Annotated in this window: 17 protein-coding genes and 1 pseudogene; 8 read left to right on the forward strand and 10 right to left on the reverse strand. The window is 68.9% G+C overall.

The genetic code is table 11. The features are described from left to right. Positions 1 to 26: 26 nt before the first annotated feature. Both ABT352_RS04930 and ABT352_RS04935 read right to left on the reverse strand, forming a co-directional pair. Complete coding sequence (locus ABT352_RS04930) at positions 27 to 857, reverse strand: hypothetical protein (protein ID WP_350942562.1); 831 nt, start codon at positions 855 to 857, stop codon at positions 27 to 29. Beyond that, entirely contained in the window at positions 844 to 1104 is a 261-nt protein-coding gene (locus ABT352_RS04935; protein WP_350942563.1) for a hypothetical protein, read from the reverse strand. The genes ABT352_RS04930 and ABT352_RS04935 overlap by 14 nt, the downstream gene beginning before the upstream one ends. A 466-nt stretch (positions 1105 to 1570) precedes the next feature. On the opposite strand from ABT352_RS04935, the gene ABT352_RS04940 reads away from it, so the two are divergent. The 5 genes from ABT352_RS04940 (at position 1571) to ABT352_RS04960 (ending at position 5416) form a co-directional block, all read left to right on the forward strand. Further along, positions 1571 to 2431 carry a helix-turn-helix domain-containing protein gene (locus ABT352_RS04940; protein WP_350942564.1) on the forward strand — a complete coding sequence of 287 codons (861 nt, stop codon included), beginning with the start codon at positions 1571 to 1573 and terminating at the stop codon, positions 2429 to 2431. Positions 2432 to 2467: 36 nt separating this feature from the next. Continuing rightward, positions 2468 to 2686, forward strand: a complete 219-nt coding sequence (locus tag ABT352_RS04945) for a DUF397 domain-containing protein (RefSeq protein WP_350942566.1) — start codon at positions 2468 to 2470, stop codon at positions 2684 to 2686. A gap of 243 nt (positions 2687 to 2929) precedes the next feature. After that, entirely contained in the window at positions 2930 to 3136 is a 207-nt protein-coding gene (locus tag ABT352_RS04950; RefSeq protein WP_350942567.1) for a DUF397 domain-containing protein, read from the forward strand. A 272-nt stretch (positions 3137 to 3408) separates the two neighbouring features. After that, positions 3409 to 4518, forward strand: a complete 1110-nt coding sequence (locus ABT352_RS04955) for a CapA family protein (protein ID WP_350942568.1) — start codon at positions 3409 to 3411, stop codon at positions 4516 to 4518. Positions 4519 to 4777: 259 nt separating this feature from the next. Then, a complete protein-coding gene (locus ABT352_RS04960; RefSeq protein WP_350943542.1) occupies positions 4778 to 5416 on the forward strand; it encodes a TetR/AcrR family transcriptional regulator in 639 nt (212 codons plus the stop codon). Between the two features lie 49 nt (positions 5417 to 5465). On the opposite strand, the gene ABT352_RS04965 is transcribed toward ABT352_RS04960, so the two are convergent. Beyond that, on the reverse strand, positions 5466 to 6170 hold the full coding sequence (locus ABT352_RS04965; RefSeq protein WP_350942570.1) for a hypothetical protein: 705 nt from the start codon (positions 6168 to 6170) through the stop codon (positions 5466 to 5468). Positions 6171 to 6339: 169 nt separating this feature from the next. Here ABT352_RS04965 and ABT352_RS04970 point away from each other — a divergent pair, with 169 nt between their 5' ends. Further along, positions 6340 to 6879, forward strand: a complete 540-nt coding sequence (locus ABT352_RS04970) for a hypothetical protein (protein WP_350942572.1) — start codon at positions 6340 to 6342, stop codon at positions 6877 to 6879. 151 nt (positions 6880 to 7030) lie between these two features. Here ABT352_RS04970 and ABT352_RS04975 read toward each other — a convergent pair whose 3' ends face one another. From ABT352_RS04975 to ABT352_RS05005, 7 genes and pseudogenes are all read right to left on the reverse strand, one after another. After that, positions 7031 to 8443 (reverse strand): hypothetical protein, encoded by a 1413-nt coding sequence (locus tag ABT352_RS04975; RefSeq protein WP_350942573.1) that lies wholly within the window; start codon positions 8441 to 8443, stop codon positions 7031 to 7033. 242 nt (positions 8444 to 8685) lie between these two features. After that, entirely contained in the window at positions 8686 to 11268 is a 2583-nt protein-coding gene (gene clpB / locus ABT352_RS04980) for an ATP-dependent chaperone ClpB (protein ID WP_350942574.1), read from the reverse strand. 226 nt (positions 11269 to 11494) lie between these two features. Continuing rightward, positions 11495 to 11747 (reverse strand): annotated as a pseudogene (locus ABT352_RS04985) (heat shock protein transcriptional repressor HspR); the annotation flags it as partial. Positions 11748 to 11749: 2 nt separating this feature from the next. Continuing rightward, on the reverse strand, positions 11750 to 12952 hold the full coding sequence (gene dnaJ / locus ABT352_RS04990) for a molecular chaperone DnaJ (protein ID WP_350942576.1): 1203 nt from the start codon (positions 12950 to 12952) through the stop codon (positions 11750 to 11752). A gap of 34 nt (positions 12953 to 12986) precedes the next feature. Continuing rightward, positions 12987 to 13604, reverse strand: a complete 618-nt coding sequence (gene grpE / locus ABT352_RS04995) for a nucleotide exchange factor GrpE (protein ID WP_350942577.1) — start codon at positions 13602 to 13604, stop codon at positions 12987 to 12989. Between the two features lie 28 nt (positions 13605 to 13632). Continuing rightward, entirely contained in the window at positions 13633 to 15504 is a 1872-nt protein-coding gene (dnaK, locus tag ABT352_RS05000) for a molecular chaperone DnaK (RefSeq protein ID WP_350942579.1), read from the reverse strand. 143 nt (positions 15505 to 15647) lie between these two features. After that, complete coding sequence (locus tag ABT352_RS05005; RefSeq protein WP_350942580.1) at positions 15648 to 16136, reverse strand: hypothetical protein; 489 nt, start codon at positions 16134 to 16136, stop codon at positions 15648 to 15650. A gap of 180 nt (positions 16137 to 16316) precedes the next feature. Here ABT352_RS05005 and proC point away from each other — a divergent pair, with 180 nt between their 5' ends. Together proC and ABT352_RS05015 are read left to right on the forward strand one after the other, a co-directional pair. Beyond that, positions 16317 to 17111: a pyrroline-5-carboxylate reductase gene (proC, locus tag ABT352_RS05010; RefSeq protein WP_350942581.1), complete on the forward strand. Its 795-nt coding sequence runs from the start codon at positions 16317 to 16319 to the stop codon at positions 17109 to 17111. Positions 17112 to 17465: 354 nt separating this feature from the next. Then, on the forward strand, positions 17466 to 18629 hold the full coding sequence (locus ABT352_RS05015; RefSeq protein ID WP_350942582.1) for an acetoin utilization protein AcuC: 1164 nt from the start codon (positions 17466 to 17468) through the stop codon (positions 18627 to 18629). Positions 18630 to 18635 lie beyond the last annotated feature (6 nt).

An 18635-nucleotide genomic window follows, 5' to 3' on the forward strand; every position in this document is an offset into this window, starting at 1 on the left:
GCTTTCCTTCGCGGCCGGGTGGAGGTTCACGCGGCCTGTCGGCGCCTCCCGGGAAGCTCGCCGGGTCCGGGGAACTCGCCGGGTCCGGAGAACGGGACGGTGGCGCGGTGGATGTCGGGCTCCTCCTCCGTGGTGCGGCGGGCCTGTCGGGGGTGGCCGGTCTCCGTGGTCCGACCGGCCCGCGGGGCGTGGCCGGCCTCCACGGCACGGTGGGCTTCTGCCGTATGGAGGGCGGCCTCTGTGGCACGGTCGGTCTCCGTGGCGTGGCCGGCCCGCAGGCACACCCAGTTCGTCCGCCCGTAGAGACGGTCGAGACCCACCGGGGGACCGAAGACCTCGCCCCCACGGACGATCTCGACCGTCAGCAGGTTCCCCCACCTGAGGTGCCGGGACACCACGGCGTCGCGGGCGTAGCACGCCGCCGCGATCTCGGCGGAGAAGGCGTCGAAGTCCTCGGCGCAGGTTCCCGCCCTGGCGAGGACGAGCGCCTTCTCCCCGGCGACGGTGGGGGTGATCCACAGGATCAGCGGCAACCGGCCGAAGCGGGTGTGTATCCCGGTCTCCGCGCACGCCCGCTGGAGGCGGTGCCGGGAGACCAGGCACCACACGTGTGCCGTCACCCACTTTCTCCCGAAGCCGGAGGCCACGGGGGTGACGGCGGCGCAGACCACGACGAGAAACGGCCACCAGTCGCCCTCGCGGAGCGAGAGGGCCACGGTGACCGTGAGGAACGAGGCGGCGGCGAGCAGCGCGACCTCCGTCCGCCAGCGCCACAGCCGGACGACGAGGCCCGCACGGCTGGGCGGCCGGCCGCCGGGGTGGCCGTAGCGGCTGCCGCGGAGGTCACGCCGCGACATCGCCGCCCGCCCCCTTGTCGTGGACGGGCGCCAGGGTGAGGGCGGGAGCGGCCGTCCGCTCGGCCTTGAGGAGGTCGAACCGCGGCTCGCGGTAGTGCCTGGCCCCGAAACCGGTCCGGGTCACGCTCCAGCCGAGCCGGTAGGCCCACTCGTCCTGGTCCATGCAGAGCTCTCGGTCGGTCACATAGATCAGGTCGAGAATGAAGGTCTTGATTCCGTGGGTTCTGTTGGTACGGTGGAAGGACATAGGAGACTCCCTTCGTGGCTTTGACGCGGAGTTCTTGTGCCAACCGGGTCGGTGGCCGCCGACCCGGTGTTTTTTGTGTCCGATCAGGACACTCTCGTGAGTGCGTGCGACTTTGGGCCGTCGCCGGCCGATTACCGCTGCTCCCCCTGTCGGCCTCCCCGTGTCAACTCCGTTTCTTCGAAGACGGCGCCGTTGCCGAAGAGCCGCGTGTCTGTTTCACACCCGCGGCTCACGAATGCCCTCGAAGACGCCCTCCGGATGATCGCCGGTGGCTCCCCCGATCTTGCGAGGACCTTCCTGTTCTGATAGTCGCTCAGCATAGATTTGGCTGCAAGACTTGCCGTAAGGAAAAAAGCAATAAACTTCCGCAGATGCACTGCAACCATCAGTGTAATTTGCACTACTATTCATCGAGTTCCTGTTGAGGCCGTGACAGCCGCTCGCCCGTCATGGTGAGGAGGTCGTGATGTCGGAACGTGGCAGTCCAGCACTCCGTCAGCGTTGGCTGGGCATGGAGCTGCGCCGGCTCCGCGAAGGCCTGAACATGACGGGCGACGAGGTGTCCGGTCGCCTGGGGTGGTCGACCGCGAAGGTCAGCCGGATAGAGACCGCCAAGACGCTGGCCAAGGAGGCGGACGTCGAGGCGCTCGCCGACCTTTACGGCGTCGACGAGCGGCTCAGGGAGACCCTGGTCGCGCTACGGCGTGAAGCCTCCAGGAAGGGCTGGTGGGAGAGATATCGAAATTCCGTTCCCGATGACTACATCACGCTCATCGGGATGGAGGCGGAGGCCACTGAGATGCGTAACTGGGAACCCCAGATCGTGCCGGGGCTTCTCCAGACGGAGGAATACGCTCGTGCGGTCATCTCGGTGGGGCAGCATGCGAGCCAGGTGCCGTCGAGTTGGTTCCAGGATCGGGTCGAGGTGCGGATGGCGCGTCAGCGTACGTTGCTGTACGACTCCAGGCCGCTGACCCTGCTGGCGGTGTTCAACGAATCCGTGTTGAAAAGTCAGTACGGTGACGCTCGCGTCATGCGAGATCAGCTGCGACACCTGATCGAGGTTTCGGAGCTGGAACACGTAGATATGAGAATTCTTTCCAAGGATGTTCCGCCACCGGTGTCCACGGGACCGTTCGTGCACCTTACCTTTTCCGATTTTCCGGACATAGTCTACCTTGAATCGCTTTTCGGTGGACGGTACGTGGATGATGTGGAAAAAGTGTACGGGTATGAGCGTGCCTTTGAGCATTTGATGGAACGAGCTCTTCCAGAGGCCGGCTCGCAGGAGCTGATCAAAGAGGTAAGCGAGCATTGGGGCAGGTAGCGACCGGTCTGCCAACCGGCGACTACCGTCATTTTTATGGAAAGAAAAATGAACGCGACTGATTTCAGCGGTGCGATGTGGAAGAAGAGCGCGCACAGCTCTCCGAACGGCAATTGCGTCGAAGTGGCGACGCTGAGCGGAGGCGGCGTAGGGGTTCGGGACAGCAAGAACGGATCCGGGCCCGTGCTGGTCTTCACTCCCGATGAGTGGAAGGCATTCGTCGGCGGAGTGAAGGACGGAGAGTTCGACATATAGCAGAAGCGGCTCCAGTGCTCACCTGGAGAAAAAGAGCCGCTCCGCTGCGATTACCGCGTTTCATTGTCTCTGCTCACCGGATGGATTGACCGCCCGCCGGTGGAGCAGGGGAGAATCATCGCACACCGGGGAAGCGCGTCGGACATGGTGTCCTATCTGGACACGTCCAATACCTTGCACGTTTTCCATCACGCCTTCATTCTTAAGGTGCCCTATGGCCACCTATGGGAGAGGAGGTGAGATGTGTCCGATATTGACCAATATGGAGTGATCTGGCGAAAGAGCAGACTCAGCGCCGCGAGTGGCAACTGCGTTGAGGTGGCTCGCCTGGCCGGCGAGGGGTTCGCGGTCAGGGACAGCAAGGACAGGCGCGGACCGGTGCTGCTCTTCGGCGGGACCGAGTGGAGCGAGTTCGTCGCGGCGGTGAAGAGCGGAGACTTCGATCTCTGAGTGACCGTCCTTTCAGGACCGGGGGCTTGCCCAACGGCGGGACAGCCCCCTTTCGTGTTCCAGGGAACAGTCCGGAACGGTCACGTGAGGCCGTAGGGCCCGCGGTCTCCGGGGAGAAACGAGTCGTGCGAGGACAGGCGGCCCCGGAACACCCTGTCCGGGGACGGCCCGCGACGCCGGGCACCGGCGACCGGCTCCGGCTTTTCGCGGGAACGAATCCGGCGGCGCGAGTTGTGACACGGGGATGGACGAGATGGCATCCTCGGATACCGATGGACACGTACACAGCTCGCCGCCTCGCCCTGGTCGCCGCGGTCACCGCCTCAGCCGTGCTTCTCGCGGCCTGCTCCGCGGCCGAGTCGGCCGCCCCCGAACCGTCCTCCGACGCCGTGAAGAAACCCACCGAACCGGCCGAGGCCACCCCCCCCACGCCCGAGCGCAAGCCGTACACCATCTCCTTCGGCGGGGATGTGCACTTCGAGGGCGTGCTGCGAAACCGGCTGAACGCCGATCCGAAGACCGCGCTCGGCCCGATCGCCAAGGTGCTGAGAAGCTCCGACCTGGCGATGATCAATCTGGAGACGGCGATCACCACCGGCGGCACCCCGGCCCCCGGCAAGCAGTACACCTTCCGTGCCCCGGCGACGGCGCTCACCGCGCTGAAGGCGGCCGGGGTGGACGTCGCCTCCCTCGCGAACAACCACGGCATGGACTACATGCAGAGCGGGCTGACGGACTCTCTCGCCGCCATCAAACGGTCCAAGTTCCCGGTCGTGGGTGTGGGCAGGAACGAGGCCGAGGCGTACAGGCCGTGGCGGACGACCGTGAACGGCAACCGCGTCGCCATCATCGGCGCTACCCAGGTGCTGGACGCGGAGTTCATCCAGGCGTGGACGGCCTCGGGCGACCAGGGCGGCCTCGCCTCGGCGAAGAACGAGGCGAGACTGCTCCAGGAGGTGCGCAGGGCGCGCAAGAACTCGGACACCGTGATCGTCCATCTGCACTGGGGTACCGAGCTGCAGAAATGCCCCAACGAGGCGCAGCGTGGCCTGGCGCCCAAGCTGGTCGCGGCCGGCGCGGACGTCGTCGTCGGCGGCCACGCGCACATCCTGCTTGGTGCCGGATACCTGAAGAACAGCTACGTCAGTTACGGTCTGGGCAACTTCGTCTTCTACAACTGGGGACCGGAGACCGGCAGGACCGGTGTGCTCACCTTGACGATCAACGGCCGCAAGGTGCTCAAGGACCAGTGGACCCCGGCCACCATCCAGGGCGGGGTGCCGGTCCCGATCACCGGGACCGGGCGGCAGCAGGCGGTCGCGGACTGGAAGGCGCTGCGCGGCTGCACCGGCCTCGCCGCCCGGCCCACCCGCTCCGAGTGACTCGGGGCGGGCCCGGCGGAGGTTCCGGACATCTCCCGATATTCCGGAGGAGGCGCGGAACAGGTTCCGGGCGTCTCGTGCGGCAGGAGGGCGTGACGCCGGTGGAGGAGCCAGGTGACGTCCCCCCGGCACTCACACACCGCCTCACATGCGGCGTTGCGCGGTTCGTCCGGTCCACCCCGGGGTGGAGAAAACTCGTGATTGGTGAATAACTACTGACCCTGACGTGTCAGAGGGGCAAGATGGTGTGGTGTCCACCATGTCCTGCGAGGAGCGCGGAGAGGCTCCACTGCGGCGCCAACCCACCCAGCGACGGAGCGCGCGACGTGTCGAGCGGATGCTCGACGCATGCGCCGACCTGCTGGACGAGATCGGCTACGACGCGCTCTCCACCACGAGGATCGCCGAGCGCGCGGGGGTCGCGATCGGTTCGGTCTACCAGTTCTTTCCCGACAAGCGAGCCATCACCCAGGCGGTGACCCGGCGGCACGTGGAGGGGTTCGTCTCCCGTATCGGCAGGCGCTTCCTGCTGGAAGACTACGAGGGCTGGTGGGACGCGGTCGATGCGATCATCGACGAGTACGTGGAGATGCACAGGACCGTGCCGGGTTTCCGGTCCCTGCACTTCGGCGACGTGGTCGACCTCAACCTGCTCGACGCCTCGTCGGAGAACAACACGGTGATCGCCGGACGGTTGCGCGGTCTCCTCCTGCAGGAGTACGGGCTGGCCGACAGCGAGGAGTTCGACCTGGCGATCCTCGTCGCGGTCGAGGCCGGGGACGCCGTGCTCAAGCTGGCCTTCCGGCGCGATCCGAACGGCGCTCCGGAAATCGTGGCCGAGGCGAAGCGCCTCATCCGGGGCTATCTGAACCGCCAGTTCGCCCGCGTCTCGGTCTGAGAGCCATCGCCCCCCTGACGAAGCGCGAGCCGCGCGAAGGGGCGAGCCGTCACCGCGCCCGTGTTCCGGGCTGAGGGAATACGGGCTGAGGGGATACGGAAGGGGAAGCCTCGACGGGGGGTGTGCCGGTGCCCTCCGGCAGGCTCTCGACGCCGAACGCGTCCGGTGCGGTGAGCGCGTCCGGCGCGGCAGGCATGTCCTCCCCCTCCCGGTGTCGTCCGCCCCGGCGTTCGAGCTGGGACCACCGCTCGGGGAAGGCGGCCTCAGGGCGCCCCTGCGCCGCCAGCCCCTGCCGCGCGGGCTCCGGTACGCCCTGCCCCGGCGTTTCCCGCCCTCGTGTGCCACGTTCCCGAGTACTCGGCCCTTGTCCCTGCGGGACGCGTTTCCTGACGACGTGTCCGCGCGCACGCGGCCGCTCGTCCTGCCGCCGTTCCGTACCCGCCACCGGAACGGGAACGACCGCGGACAGTCCGGGTGGCCGTGTCCTCGGCTCCGCGCGAGACCTCCCCGAGGAATCGCACGACTCACGGCGGGACGAGATGATCGGCTGGAGCCGCCTCTCCCGGTGGTTTCGTTCGACTTTCCTGATCCGGGCGGCGAGCCTCTCGCCACGGATGCGGTTCTCCAGGGTGACCAGCTCCCGGTGTGCCTGCCCGATCGCCTCCATCTTGACCGAGAGGTATCCGGCGGACCCGGGAACGACCACGGAGAAGGCCAGAAGGAGCATCAACGTGAACGATGTCTGCTTGGACATGCCCATCGCGACCCCTTCCCGTGACCCGCTCCTCTGTCAGTAGTCGTTGGTCATATGCCCGTTTTGCTGGGAAAAAACGCGCAGCGTAGTAGTTCGTTTGCCCAAGGTAACGTGGCCAATACCTGCCGTTGGCCGTACGCGGTCGAGCGTCGCTCGGTACTCTCGCGATGTGGCGCATGTGACACGTGAGCAACTTGATCGATTGCTTGAGCAGGCACTTCTGGCCGACGATCACGAAGACCTGGCCCGGCGACTCGAAGACCTGGTCGAGACGTACGCGTCCGGCGACATATCACGGGCGGCGATCCTCGTGCTCGCCGCCGAGGAGTGGCGGCAGGCCGGACAGCCCGCCCGGGCCTTCGACTGCTTCCAGCGGGCGGTGGACGACGGCGGCGAGGTGAGCGTCGATCCCCGGGCGGGGATCGCCGACACCCTCTTCGAGCTCGAACGGCCTGACGAGGCGAGGGAGGTGATCGCGGCGATCCGCGCCGTCGGTGACGTCACCGCGGCCACCGCCCTCACGGTCGCCGAGACCCTCGTCGCCTACGGCGACCTCGGAGAGGCCCATCAGTGGGCGACCGAGGGGGCGCACCGGGCGGTGGAGGGCAGCGGCGAGCACATCGCCCTGCTCAGAACCCGCTACCGGATTCGCGTGGACCTCGGTCTCCCGGAGGACGACCTCGACGCCCTCCTGGACGCCTCGCACTGACGGCGCCCCGGTCCCGCCGACCTGACATGCGGCGGGGGAGGGCCGTGCCCCGTGAGGCACGGCCCTCCCCCGCGATGGTTCGGCGGTGGATCTATGCCGACCCGCGGGCTGATCCGCGGATCGGAGGCCGGTCCACCTGCCGGCTCCGCATTTACTCCACGTTGAGGTTCGGGAGCGTTCCCTCGGGCGCGGGAAGAACGGGAGCCGCTTCGGCGCTCTGCACCGTGGTGCCGCTCGTGCCACCTTCCGTCGTGGCCTCGCCGGCCGCGGGAGCGTCCGGCGGCACGGGGGCCTCCGGGCGCGCGGCGGCCGGCGGCTCCACCGTGGGCATGTTCGCGGTGGGTGCGTCGGCGGTGGGTGCGTTCGCGGTCGGCATGTCCGCGGTGGGTACGTCGGCGGGCACGTTCGCGGTGGGCATGTCCGCAGTGTGGGTGTCCGCGGTGGGTGCCTCGGTGGCGGGTGTGTCCGCGGTGGGCATGTTCGTGGTGGGTGCCTCGGTGGTGGGCGCCTCGGCGGTGGTTGCGTCGGCGGCGGGCGCCTCGGCAGCGACCGCGTCGGCGGCGGGTGCGTCGGCGGCGGGCGTCTCGGCAGTGGACGCCTCGGTGGAGGGCGCGTCCGCGGCCGGCATGTCCGTGGTGGGTGCGTCGGCAGCGGGTGCGTCCGTGGTGGGTGCCTCGGTGGTGGGCGCCTCGGCAGCGACCGCGTCGGCGGCGGGTGCGTCGGCGGCGGGCGCGTCCGCGGTCGGCAGGCTCTCGGTGACGGCCTCCGCCGGGACGAGGTCGGGCATCGGAGGCGCGGGCACGTTGACCGGTGCGTCCGAGGTGCCCGAGGTGACCGGCACCTCGACGAGCTCACCGGGTGCCGGCGGGGCCGGAGCCCGCAGCCAGCTGATGCCGTCGCCGGGAGCACCCGGCGTGCCCGGCAGTTCCGGTGCCTCGGCCATGATGCTCACCCACGAGTTCGTCCACTCGTGACCGGGAAGGCTCGACAGCCCGAAGGCCCCGGCGTCCGCGAAGTCGACCACGGCGGAGGGCTGGGAGAACTGGGGCAGACCGGTGACGCGTGCGAGCCGGTCCGCGGTGACGGACGTTTCCCCGATGTTCGCGGTCACCGGCGCCTCAGCACCGGCCACGGCCGCCGGCGCCTGCTCGCTGTTCACCGTCACCGGCGTCCCCGGAGGAGGCAGCTCCGTGTCGCTCACCGTCACCGGCGCCTCGCCGCTGGTCGCGGCCTGTGGCGTCACGGTGCTGTCCGTCGAGAGGTTCGCGGCGCTGTCCGTGGTCGGCGGGGTGACGGTGCTGTCCGTCGTCGACAGGCTTGCGCTGCTGTCCGTGATCGATGGGGTGACGGTGCTGTCCGTCGTCGACGCTGTGACGGCGCTGTCCGTGGTGGGAGCCCCCTCGGGCGTCGCGGCGGTTCCGGCGGCGCCGGTCTCCTCGCACGCGGGCTCCACCGGTCCGGGCGTTCCCGGAGCCGTCGCCGTGCCCTGCTCCTGGCAGGGCACGAGCTCCGCCGACGCCGGGGAGGCCATCGTGAGGCCGGCGCCGACCGTGAGCACCGCCATCGCAAGGATTCCCCGGATGTTCCGTGATGAATTCGACATTCGCATCCCCCTGTTGCGTTCGGTAATCCGACGAAAACCGAACGTAACAGGGGGGTCTCGCTCAGGGGCGGGCTTAGCTCAATGGTGGTCAAGCCATTACCGGGCCGCGTCGGAGGCGGTCAGGTCCTCACCGGCCTCCAGCCGCCCGCCGTCGGCTCCCACCGACCTCCACCCGGCCTGCCGATTTCATCGCGCGGTCGCCGTCAGGCCCTCACCGGGCCGATGGACAGGGAGTCCCTCGCCTCGTCGAGGTCGACCAGCACCTCGTCGCCGTCCTGGACCTCGCCGGAGAGGACCTCCTTGGCCAGTTTGTCGCCGATCGCGGACTGGACGAGGCGGCGCAGCGGACGCGCGCCGTACAGGGGGTCGTAACCCGTCAGCGCCAGCCAGTCGCGCGCCGCCGGGGTCACGGTCAGCGTGAGCCGCCGGTCCGTCAGGCGCCTCGCCAGGTGGGCCACCTGCAGGTCCACGATCCTGGACAGCTCCTCGGTGCCGAGCGCGTCGAACTGGATCACGTCGTCGAGCCGGTTGAGGAACTCCGGCTTGAACGAGCTTCTGACCGCCGTCATCACGGCGGCCCGCTGCGCCTCCTTTTCCAGGCCCGGGTCCACGAGGAACTGCGAGCCGATGTTGGAGGTGAGGATCAGGATCACGTTGCGGAAGTCGACCGTCCGGCCCTGTCCGTCGGTGAGCCGCCCGTCGTCGAGCACCTGGAGCAGGATGTCGAAGACCTCGGGGTGGGCCTTCTCGACCTCGTCCAGCAGCACCACGCCGTAGGGCCTGCGCCGCACGGCCTCGGTGAGCTGGCCGCCCTCCTCGTAGCCCACGTAGCCGGGAGATGCCCCCACCAGGCGCGCGACGCTGTGCTTCTCGCCGTACTCGCTCATGTCGATGCGGACCATCGCCCGCTCGTCGTCGAACAGGAAGTCCGCCAGCGCCTTGGCCAGCTCGGTCTTGCCGACGCCCGTCGGGCCGAGGAACAGGAAGCTGCCGGTGGGCCGGTCGGGGTCGGAGATGCCCGCCCGCGCCCGCCGTACGGCGTCGGAGACCGCCTCGACCGCCTGTCGCTGGCCGATCAGCCGTCTGCCGAGCTCCTCTTCCATACGGAGGAGCTTGCTGGTCTCGCCCTCAAGCAGTCGGCCGGCGGGGATACCGGTCCAGGAGGAGATCACCTGGGCGATGTCGTCGGAGCCGACCTCCTCCTTGACCATGGGGTCCTCGGGCTGGGCGGCCTTGCTCGCCTCGGCGAGCTCGGCCTCCAGCTTGGGCACCTCGGCGTACATCAGCCGCGAGGCGGCCTCGAAGTCACCGTCGCGCTGCGCGCGTTCGGCGGAGCCGCGCACCTCGTCGATCTGCTTCTTCAGGTCGCCGACCCGGTTCAGCCCCGCCTTCTCCTGCTCCCAGCGGCCGACCAGGGCGTTGAGGTCCTCCTGGCGGTCGGCGAGCTCCCCGCGGAGCCGTTCCAGCCTCTGCAGGCTGCTCTCGTCGGTCTCCTTGGCGAGCGCCAGCTCCTCCATCTTCATCCGGTCGACGTTCCGCTGGAGCTGGTCGATCTCCACGGGACGGGAGTCGATCTCCATGCGGAGTCGGGAGGCCGCCTCGTCGACGAGGTCGATCGCCTTGTCGGGCAGGAAGCGGGAGGTGATGTAACGGTCGGAGAGCGCGGCGGCGGCCACGAGCGCGCCGTCGGAGATCTGGACCTGGTGGTGCGCCTCGTAGCGGCCCTTGAGGCCGCGCAGGATGGCGATGGTGTCCTCGACGGTGGGCTCGCCCACGTAGACCTGCTGGAACCGCCGCTCCAGCGCGGGGTCCTTCTCGATGCGCTCGCGGTATTCGTCCAGGGTGGTCGCGCCGATCATCCGCAGCTCGCCGCGGGCCAGCATGGGCTTGAGCATGTTGCCCGCGTCCATCGCGCCCTCGGCGGCGCCCGCGCCGACCATGGTGTGCAGCTCGTCGATGAAGGTGACGACCTGGCCGTCACTTTCCTTGATCTCCCCGAGCACCGCCTTGAGGCGCTCCTCGAACTCGCCGCGGTATTTGGCGCCGGCGACCATCGCGCTGAGGTCGAGGGCGATCAGGCGCTTGTCGCGCAGGCTGGAGGGGACGTCGCCCGCGACGATCCGCTGGGCCAGCCCTTCCACCACCGCGGTCTTGCCGACGCCGGGCTCGCCGATGAGCACCGGGTTGTTCTTGGTACGGCGGCTGAGCACCTGGACGACGCGCCGGATCTCCGAGTCGCGGCCGATCACCGGGTCGAGCTTGCCCGCCCTGGCCCGCTCGGTCAGGTCGATCCCGTACTTCTCCAGCGCCTGGTAGGTGTCCTCCGGCGTCTCGCTGGTCACCCTGGCGTGCCCGCGCACCTTCTCGAAGGCGTCGAGCAGCGCGTTCGGGCTCGCGCCGTTGGACCTGAGCAGCGTGGCGACGGAGCCGCCGTCGGTGGCGAGACCGACCAGCAGGTGCTCGGTCGAGACGTAGTCGTCCTCAAGTCCGCGGGCCCGCTGGGCCGCGGTGTTCATCACGGTGAGGAGCTGCCGGGAGCTCGACGGGGCGCTGACGGTGGAGCCCTGCGCCTTCGGCAGGGCCGCGAGCTGCTTCTCGGCCTCGACGCGCAGTTGCTTCCAGTCGGCGCCCACCGCTTCGAGCAGGGGCACGGCGGTGCCACCGGTCTGGGTGAGCAGCGCGGTGAACAGATGGGCCGGGGCGACCTCGGGATTGCCTTCGGCGGCCGCCCGCCTGATGGCGGAGGAGACCGCCGCCTGGCTCTTCTGGGTGAGCTTGTAGTCCATGCTTGTCAGGCCTCACTCGAAAGTGCTGTGTCATAGGGCGACGCCGGCCCGGCGGATCCTCACGGGGCGTGTGCCCCCGGCGCGTTCTCACGGCCGGTCACAGACGCGTCCTCAAGGTGTGGGACGGAGTCTCAGGCGGGGGGCAGCTGATACTGGATGAGCGCGCGGATCGTGTTCATCTCCGCGCGCAGGCGGTGGTTCTCGTCACGCAGGCGCATGGCCTCCGTTTCGAGGACGAGGATTCGCTTGATGCCCGCGAGGTTGATGCCCTCCTCCTGGGAGAGCCGCTGGACCTCGCGGAGCATCATGATGTCGCGGGTGGAGTACAGGCGTCCGCGACCGGCCGTACGGCCTGGACTGACCAGGCCGAGACGGTCGTACTGGCGCAGGGTCTGCGGGTGCAGACCCGACAGCTGGGCGGCCACCGAGATCACGTAGACGGGTGTGTCGTCCGACAGATCGAAGTAGTTGGCTTCCATGGCTACTCGCTTCTGGCCTGTTCGATCAGGTCCGCCCGCGGGTCACCACCCGAGGTGGCGTCGCGGAAGTCCTCAAGGGCGCCTCTCGCCTTGTCTTCCAGCTGTTGCGGCACCAGAACCTCGATCGTGGCGAGCAGGTCGCCCTTGGTGCCGTCCTTGCGCGCCACGCCCCTGCCGCGCACCCGGAAGGTGCGGCCGTTCGGGGTGCCCTCGGGGATGCGCAGGGTGACCGGCAGCCCCTTGAGGATCGGCACCTTGATCTCGGCGCCCAGTGCGGCCTCGGTGAAGGTGACCGGGACGGTGACCGTCAGGTTCTCTCCCGTCCGGCCGAACACGGGGTGCGGCTTGACGTGGATCTGGACGTAGAGGTCACCGGCAGGACCACCGTTCTCGCCGGGTGCGCCCTTGGCCTTGATCTTGATGCGCTGGTTGTCGCCGACCCCCGCCGGGATGCGGGCCTGGATCGTGCGGGTGCTCTTACCCCGCCCGCTCCCGTCGCACACCGGGCACGGGTCGTCCACCAGCAGGCCGCGGCCCTTGCAGTCGCGGCACGGCTCGGAGAAGGCGAAGTTGCCGAGGTTGCGGCTGGCCGCCCCGGTGCCCTCGCAGGTCGGGCAGACCCGCGGGGTGGTTCCGGCCTTGGCGCCGGTTCCTCCGCATCCGGTGCACGCGGAGGAACTGGTCAGGCGGAGCGACACCGTGGTGCCCTCCACCGCCTCGGAGAAGGAGAGCGTGACCTCGGACTCGATGTCCTGGCCGCGCCGCGCCCTGCTCGTCGTCCCCCCGGGGCGGCTCGCGCCGCCCCGGTTGAAGAGCCCACCGAAGATGTCGCCGATGCGCTCTCCGGTGCCGCCCTGGTGTTGCTGCTGGCCGGTCCCCCCGAACAGGTCCCCCAGGTCGAACGGGAAGCCACCCGAGCGCGGAGCCCCCCCGCCACCGGCGTAACCGCCGAGACCCGATCCGAACAGCGTCCGCGCCTCGTCGTACTCCTTGCGGCGCTTGGTGTCGGAAAGGATGTCGTACGCCTCGGAGACCTCCTTGAACTTCGCGGTGCTCTCGGAGGTCGCCGAGCTTCCGGGGTTGGCGTCCGGGTGATACTGCCTGGCCAGCTTCCGGTACGCCTTCTTGATCTCATCGGCCGTAGCGGTCTTGGGCACACCAAGGACGGCGTAGTAGTCCTTCTCCAGGTAGTCCTTGGTGCTCATCTACGTTCCTTCTCAGAGATCAGATGTGGGGGTGTCAGTTGTCGTCCGCGGCGGGCTCTTCTGGCTCCGCGACCGCGACGCGCGCGGGGCGGAGCACTCGCTCGCCGATCCGGTAACCGGGCTGCAGGATCTCCACGCACGTCGGCTCCGTGACGTCGGGGGAGTAGCTGTGCATCAGGGCCTCGTGCACCGTCGGGTCGAACGGCTCGCCCTTGGTGCCGTAGGTGCTCAGCCCCAGCTTCCCGGTGGCCGCCTCCAGTGATTCGCTCACCTTGGCGAAACCGCCGGTCAGCTCCCCGTGGTCACGGGCCCGGCCGATGTCGTCGAGGACCGGCAGCAACTCGGCCAGTACGCCGGCCACCGCCTGCTCCTTGACGGCCACGCGGTCTCGCTCGACCCGCTTGCGATAGTTGGAATATTCGGCCTGAAGACGCTGCAGGTCCGCGGTGCGCTCGGCGAGCTGGGTGGCCAGCTCGATCGAGGCCAGGTCGGACGCCAGGGAGGACGACGACTTGTCGGTCGTCTGCTCCCTGTCGTTCTGGCCCGTGGTCTCGGCCGGCTTCGTCTCGCGTATCTGCCCCGTCTCCGGGTCTATCTTCCGGTTGTCGCGGATCACCGGCTCCTCCTCGGAACCGTTCTCGCGCGTGCTCACGCTGGTGCTCCCCTCGGCGTTCCGGCCGTCACTTGGCGCCGTTGTCGCGCTTCGGCTCGTCGTCCACGATCTCGGCCTCGACCACGTCCTCGTCGGCCTTCTGCCCGTCGGTGGCGTCCGCGCCGGGAGCGCCGGTCGGGGTCTCGGACCCCTGCGCCTGGGCGTAGATGGCGGATCCCATCTTCTGGCTGACCGTGGCGAGCTTCTCCGCGGAGGTGCGGATCACGGACGAGTCGGTGCCCTCCAGAGCCTTCTTGAGCTCGGCGACGGCCTCGTTGACCTCGGTCTTGATGTCGTCCGGGACCTTCTCGGCGTTCTCGCCGAGGAACTTCTCGGTCTGGTAGACGAGCGAGTCGGCGTTGTTGCGGACCTCGGCCTCCTCGCGACGCTTCTTGTCCTCCTCGGCGTAGGACTCGGCCTCGCGCATCATGCGCTCGATGTCGTCCTTCGGCAGCGCGGAGCCGCCGGTGATCGTCATCGTCTGCTCCTTGCCGGTGCCGAGGTCCTTGGCGGAGACGTTGACGATGCCGTTGGCGTCGATGTCGAAGGTGACCTCGATCTGCGGGATGCCGCGCGGCGCCGGGGCGATGCCGGTCAGCTCGAAGGTGGCCAGCTTCTTGTTGTACGCGGCGATCTCGCGCTCGCCCTGGTAGACCTGGATCTGCACCGACGGCTGGTTGTCCTCGGCCGTGGTGAAGACCTCGGAGCGCTTGGTCGGGATCGTGGTGTTACGCTCGATGATCTTGGTGAAGATCCCGCCCTTGGTCTCGATGCCCAGGCTCAGCGGGGTCACGTCGAGCAGCAGGACGTCCTTGACCTCGCCCTTGAGCACACCGGCCTGCAGGGCGGCGCCGATGGCCACGACCTCGTCCGGGTTGACGCCCTTGTTGGGCTCCCGGCCCGCGGTCAGCTCCTTGACGAGCTCGGCCACGGCGGGCATGCGGGTCGAGCCGCCGACGAGCACCACGTGGGCGATGTCGGAGACCTTGATCCCGGCGTCCTTGACGACCTGGTTGAACGGGCCCTTGCACCGCTCGAGGAGGTCGGCGGTGATCCGCTGGAACTCGGCGCGGGTGAGCTTCTCCTCCAGGTGGAGGGGACCCTCGGCCGAGGCGGTGATGTAGGGAAGGTTGATGGAGGTCTCCGACTGGCTGGAGAGCTCGATCTTGGCCTTCTCCGCTGCCTCGCGCAGGCGCTGCAGGGCCATCTTGTCCTTGGTCAGGTCGACACCGTGCGCGTTCTTGAACCGGTTGGCCAGCTCGTCCACGACGCGCTGGTCCCAGTCGTCACCACCGAGGTGGTTGTCGCCGCTGGTGGCCTTGACCTCGACGAAGCCGTGGCCGTCCTCCTGGCCGACGTCGAGCAGGGACACGTCGAAGGTGCCGCCGCCGAGGTCGAAGACGAGGATGGTCTCGTCCTTCTCCTTGTCCAGGCCGTATGCCAGCGCGGCCGCGGTGGGCTCGTTGATGATGCGCAGCACGTTCAGGCCGGCGATGGTGCCGGCTTCCTGGGTGGCCTGGCGCTGGGCGTCGTTGAAGTAGGCGGGAACGGTGATCACCGCGTCGGTGATCTTCTCGCCCAGGTAGGCTTCCGCGTCCTGCTTCAGCTTCTGCAGGACGAACGCGCTGATCTGCTGCGGGTTGGACTTCTTGCCGTCGATCTCGACGGACCAGTTGGTGCCCATCTCGCGCTTGACCGAGCGAATCGTCCGGTCCACGTTGGTGACGGCCTGCCGCTTGGCGACCTCGCCGACGAGGACCTCGCCGTTCTTCGCGAACGCGACCACGGACGGCGTGGTCCGCGAACCCTGAGAGTTGGCGATGACGGTGGGCTCACCGCCCTCGAGAATCGAGACGACGGAGTTGGTCGTCCCCAGGTCGATACCTACCGCACGTGCCATGAGTACGTCCTTGTAGTCAAAGTTGAGTCGATGGGACTCATAGTGGAACCTCGTGTGAGGTTTGTCAAACGACTTGAGTCTACTGGGCTCAACCTTCTGACGCGCGGCGGCATTCCCGATTTCGGGAGGAAGGCGAAGGCGTGTCAGCGGGCGCCGTCGACCACCTTGCGCGCGCCGAGGGGCTTCTTGAGCTTGACGGTCGTCACCTTCTGGATGGCGATCTCGATGCAGGCGACGTTCTGCGCCTTGCTGCTCGGGCCCTCCCAGAGGGTGACGGTCACCCGCTTGGAGGTCTCGCGCACGGTGACCCGGTCAAGCACGTTGCACGGCTCCACCCCGGACCACCAGACGATCCGCAGGCTACGGCCGTCCTTGGACGGCTTGGCCGTCAGCCACCGCACCTTGCGGGGATTGTCGGTGTGGCCCTCGGGTTTCGTCGGTTTCGGGGTGCCGCTCGTCGTGGGCTCCTCCCGGGGAGCCACGGTGTGGGCCGCCGGTTCGGAGGGGCTGCCCGGGACGGAGGTGGTCTGACTCGCCGGACGCGAGGGGGAGGTGGTGACGGTGGCGCTGGGTTCGGTGCCGCAGCCCAGTGCCAGCAGAAGGCTTCCGGCCAGGATAGAGGTCGCGATCATACGCATACCCCTAAGACGGATCGGGCTCCCGGGCGGTTCAGGACACCCCGATGTCGCCCCGGTAAGACCGCCGGGACGGATGGTCACCCGTCGCCTTCGACTCATACACGGGATGATTCCCGCCGGTGGCGGGGCCGATAGGCTGCGGGGAGTTCCGATCCACGATTTCGAGGTGCTCACATGATCGCGATTCTTGGCACCGGCAAGATGGGAGAGGCCCTGCTGTCCGGGCTGCTCAGAGCCGGGTTCAAGCCGGGCGACGTGATCGCGACGGCACGGCGTGCCGAGCGCGGCCAGGCCCTCGCGGAGCGGTACGGCGTGCGGGTCGCCTCCAACGCCGAGGCGGCGAAGGACGCGGACACGATCATCCTCGCGGTCAAGCCGCAGGACATGGGGTCCCTGCTCGCCGAGATCGCGGGGCACATCCCGGCCGACCGCCTGGTCGTCTCGGCGGCGGCGGGGATCACGACCTCGTTCGTCGAGTCGAGGCTCGGCGCCGACATCCCGGTGGTCCGGGTCATGTCCAACACACCGGTGCTGGTCGACGAGGCGATGAGCGTGATCTCGGCGGGCGCCCACGCCTCCGAGGAGCACCTCAGGCGTGCCGAGGACCTGTTCAGCCCGGTCGGCAAGGTGCTGCGCATCCCCGAGTCGCAGCAGGACGCCGCCACCGCCCTTTCCGGCAGCGGCCCCGCCTACTTCTTCTACCTGGTCGAGGCGATGGTCGACGCCGGCATCCTGCTCGGCATGCCCCGTGCCGCCGCCCTCGACATGGTCACCCAGTCGATCGTCGGAGCGGCGATCATGCTTCGTGACTCGGGGGAGCACCCCGTGATCCTCCGCGAGGCGGTCACCTCCCCGGGCGGTACGACGATCGCGGCCATCGCCGAGCTGGAGCGGCACAGCGTCCGTGCCGCCTTCCTCGCCGCCATCGAGGCCGCCAGGGACCGGGGGCGCCAGCTCGCCGAGGGCTGAGCCCGTCTCCTCCCGTACGCTTTCCGCGGCCGGCCGACCGCCTGGTCGCCTCGGCGGAGGCGGCGACCCCGTCTCCTCCCGCGCGCCTCCCGCGGTCAGAGGACCGTGCGGGGTCTCCTCCACCCGACCTCCTCGTCAGGAGGTATGGCGACCCCAGGAACGTCCGCCGTTCAGGAGGGACCTGCTCAACGTGCCTGTTAAAGCAATAAATCGAGATATTTCGCTCAGATGAAAACAGGCACGTCCTCCAAGACGGCTGCGTAAACGCCATTCCGTACACGTGCGGTAACGTCGAGCCGGGAGCAGGAAGATCGGGCCGTGACGTGTGGCGTCGCGACCAGACAGGGAGTGCCCATGAGCCGGTCCGTGCGGGTTGTCTGGGACGATGCGCTCACCTCGTACGACTTCGGCCCCGAACACCCGCTCGCGCCCGTACGGGTGGAGCTGACCATGGCGCTGGCCGGGGAGCTCGGCGTGCTGGACCAGGTGGAGATGAGCGGTTGCGCGCCCGCCACCGACGACGAGCTGGCCCTCGTTCACCGGCGCGACTACATCGAGGCCGTCAAGCGGGTCTCCGCCACCGGGCGGCCCGACGTGGCCCACGGGCTCGGTACCACGGACAACCCCGCCTTCGCCGGGGTCCACGAGGCGTCCGCGCTGATCACCGGTGCCAGCCTGGCGGCGGCCCGCGCGGTGTGGAGCGGTGAGGCCGAGCACGCGGTCAACGTCGCGGGGGGCCTGCACCATGCGATGGCCGCCGTGGCGAGCGGTTTCTGCGTCTACAACGACCCGGGCGTGGCGATAGCGTGGCTGCTCTCCCAGGGCGCTTCCAAGATCGCCTACGTGGACGTGGACGTGCACCACGGCGACGGCGTGCAGGCGCTGTTCTACGACGACCCCAGGGTTCTCACCATCAGCCTGCACGAGAGCCCCCGCACCCTCTTCCCCGGCACCGGTTTTCCCGAGGAGCGTGGCGCGGAGGGCAGCGCGGTCAATGTGGCCCTGCCGGCCGGATGCGGCGACAGCGGCTGGCTCAGGGCCTTCCACGCGGTGGTTCCGCCGCTGCTGCGGGAGTTCGCCCCCGAGATCCTGGTCACCCAGCACGGCTGCGACAGCCACGCCCTCGACCCGCTGGCCAACCTCATGCTCAGCCTGGACGGCCAGCGGGCCACGTACGCGGCGCTGCACGAGCTGGCCCACGAGACCGCGGGCGGGCGGTGGATCGTGACGGGTGGCGGGGGATACGAGCTGGTGCAGGTGGTGCCCCGGGCGTGGACCCACCTGATCGCCGAGGTGGCGGGCCACCCCCTCGATCCCCGGACGGCCACCCCCGAGGCGTGGCGCACGTTCGTCAAGGAGCGGACCGGCCAGACGGCGCCGTTGACACTCACCGATGGTCGAAATCCGGAATTTCCGGATTTCTCCACTGGTTATGACCCAGCAGACCCGATCGACCGGGCCATCATGGCGACGAGGAACTCCGTCTTCCCCTTCCACGGGCTCGATCCCCTCCCGTGACCCATG

It is taken from the genome of Streptosporangium sp. NPDC000563 (genome assembly GCF_040299985.1).
GTDB lineage: Bacteria > Actinomycetota > Actinomycetes > Streptosporangiales > Streptosporangiaceae > Streptosporangium.

Bases quoted from the DNA above. Each gene is read 5' to 3' on its own strand.
- ABT352_RS04930 (WP_350942562.1), bottom strand. From the start codon at position 857: ATGTCGCGGCGTGACCTCCGCGGCAGCCGCTACGGCCACCCCGGCGGC.
- ABT352_RS04935 (WP_350942563.1), bottom strand. From the start codon at position 1,104: ATGTCCTTCCACCGTACCAACAGAACCCACGGAATCAAGACCTTCATT.
- ABT352_RS04940 (WP_350942564.1), top strand. From the start codon at position 1,571: ATGTCGGAACGTGGCAGTCCAGCACTCCGTCAGCGTTGGCTGGGCATG.
- ABT352_RS04945 (WP_350942566.1), top strand. From the start codon at position 2,468: ATGGAAAGAAAAATGAACGCGACTGATTTCAGCGGTGCGATGTGGAAG.
- ABT352_RS04955 (WP_350942568.1), top strand. From the start codon at position 3,409: ATGGACACGTACACAGCTCGCCGCCTCGCCCTGGTCGCCGCGGTCACC.
- ABT352_RS04960 (WP_350943542.1), top strand. From the start codon at position 4,778: ATGTCCTGCGAGGAGCGCGGAGAGGCTCCACTGCGGCGCCAACCCACC.
- ABT352_RS04965 (WP_350942570.1), bottom strand. From the start codon at position 6,170: ATGTCCAAGCAGACATCGTTCACGTTGATGCTCCTTCTGGCCTTCTCC.
- ABT352_RS04975 (WP_350942573.1), bottom strand. From the start codon at position 8,443: ATGGCGGTGCTCACGGTCGGCGCCGGCCTCACGATGGCCTCCCCGGCG.
- clpB (WP_350942574.1), bottom strand. From the start codon at position 11,268: ATGGACTACAAGCTCACCCAGAAGAGCCAGGCGGCGGTCTCCTCCGCC.
- dnaJ (WP_350942576.1), bottom strand. From the start codon at position 12,952: ATGAGCACCAAGGACTACCTGGAGAAGGACTACTACGCCGTCCTTGGT.
- dnaK (WP_350942579.1), bottom strand. From the start codon at position 15,504: ATGGCACGTGCGGTAGGTATCGACCTGGGGACGACCAACTCCGTCGTC.
- ABT352_RS05005 (WP_350942580.1), bottom strand. From the start codon at position 16,136: ATGATCGCGACCTCTATCCTGGCCGGAAGCCTTCTGCTGGCACTGGGC.
- proC (WP_350942581.1), top strand. From the start codon at position 16,317: ATGATCGCGATTCTTGGCACCGGCAAGATGGGAGAGGCCCTGCTGTCC.
- ABT352_RS05015 (WP_350942582.1), top strand. From the start codon at position 17,466: ATGAGCCGGTCCGTGCGGGTTGTCTGGGACGATGCGCTCACCTCGTAC.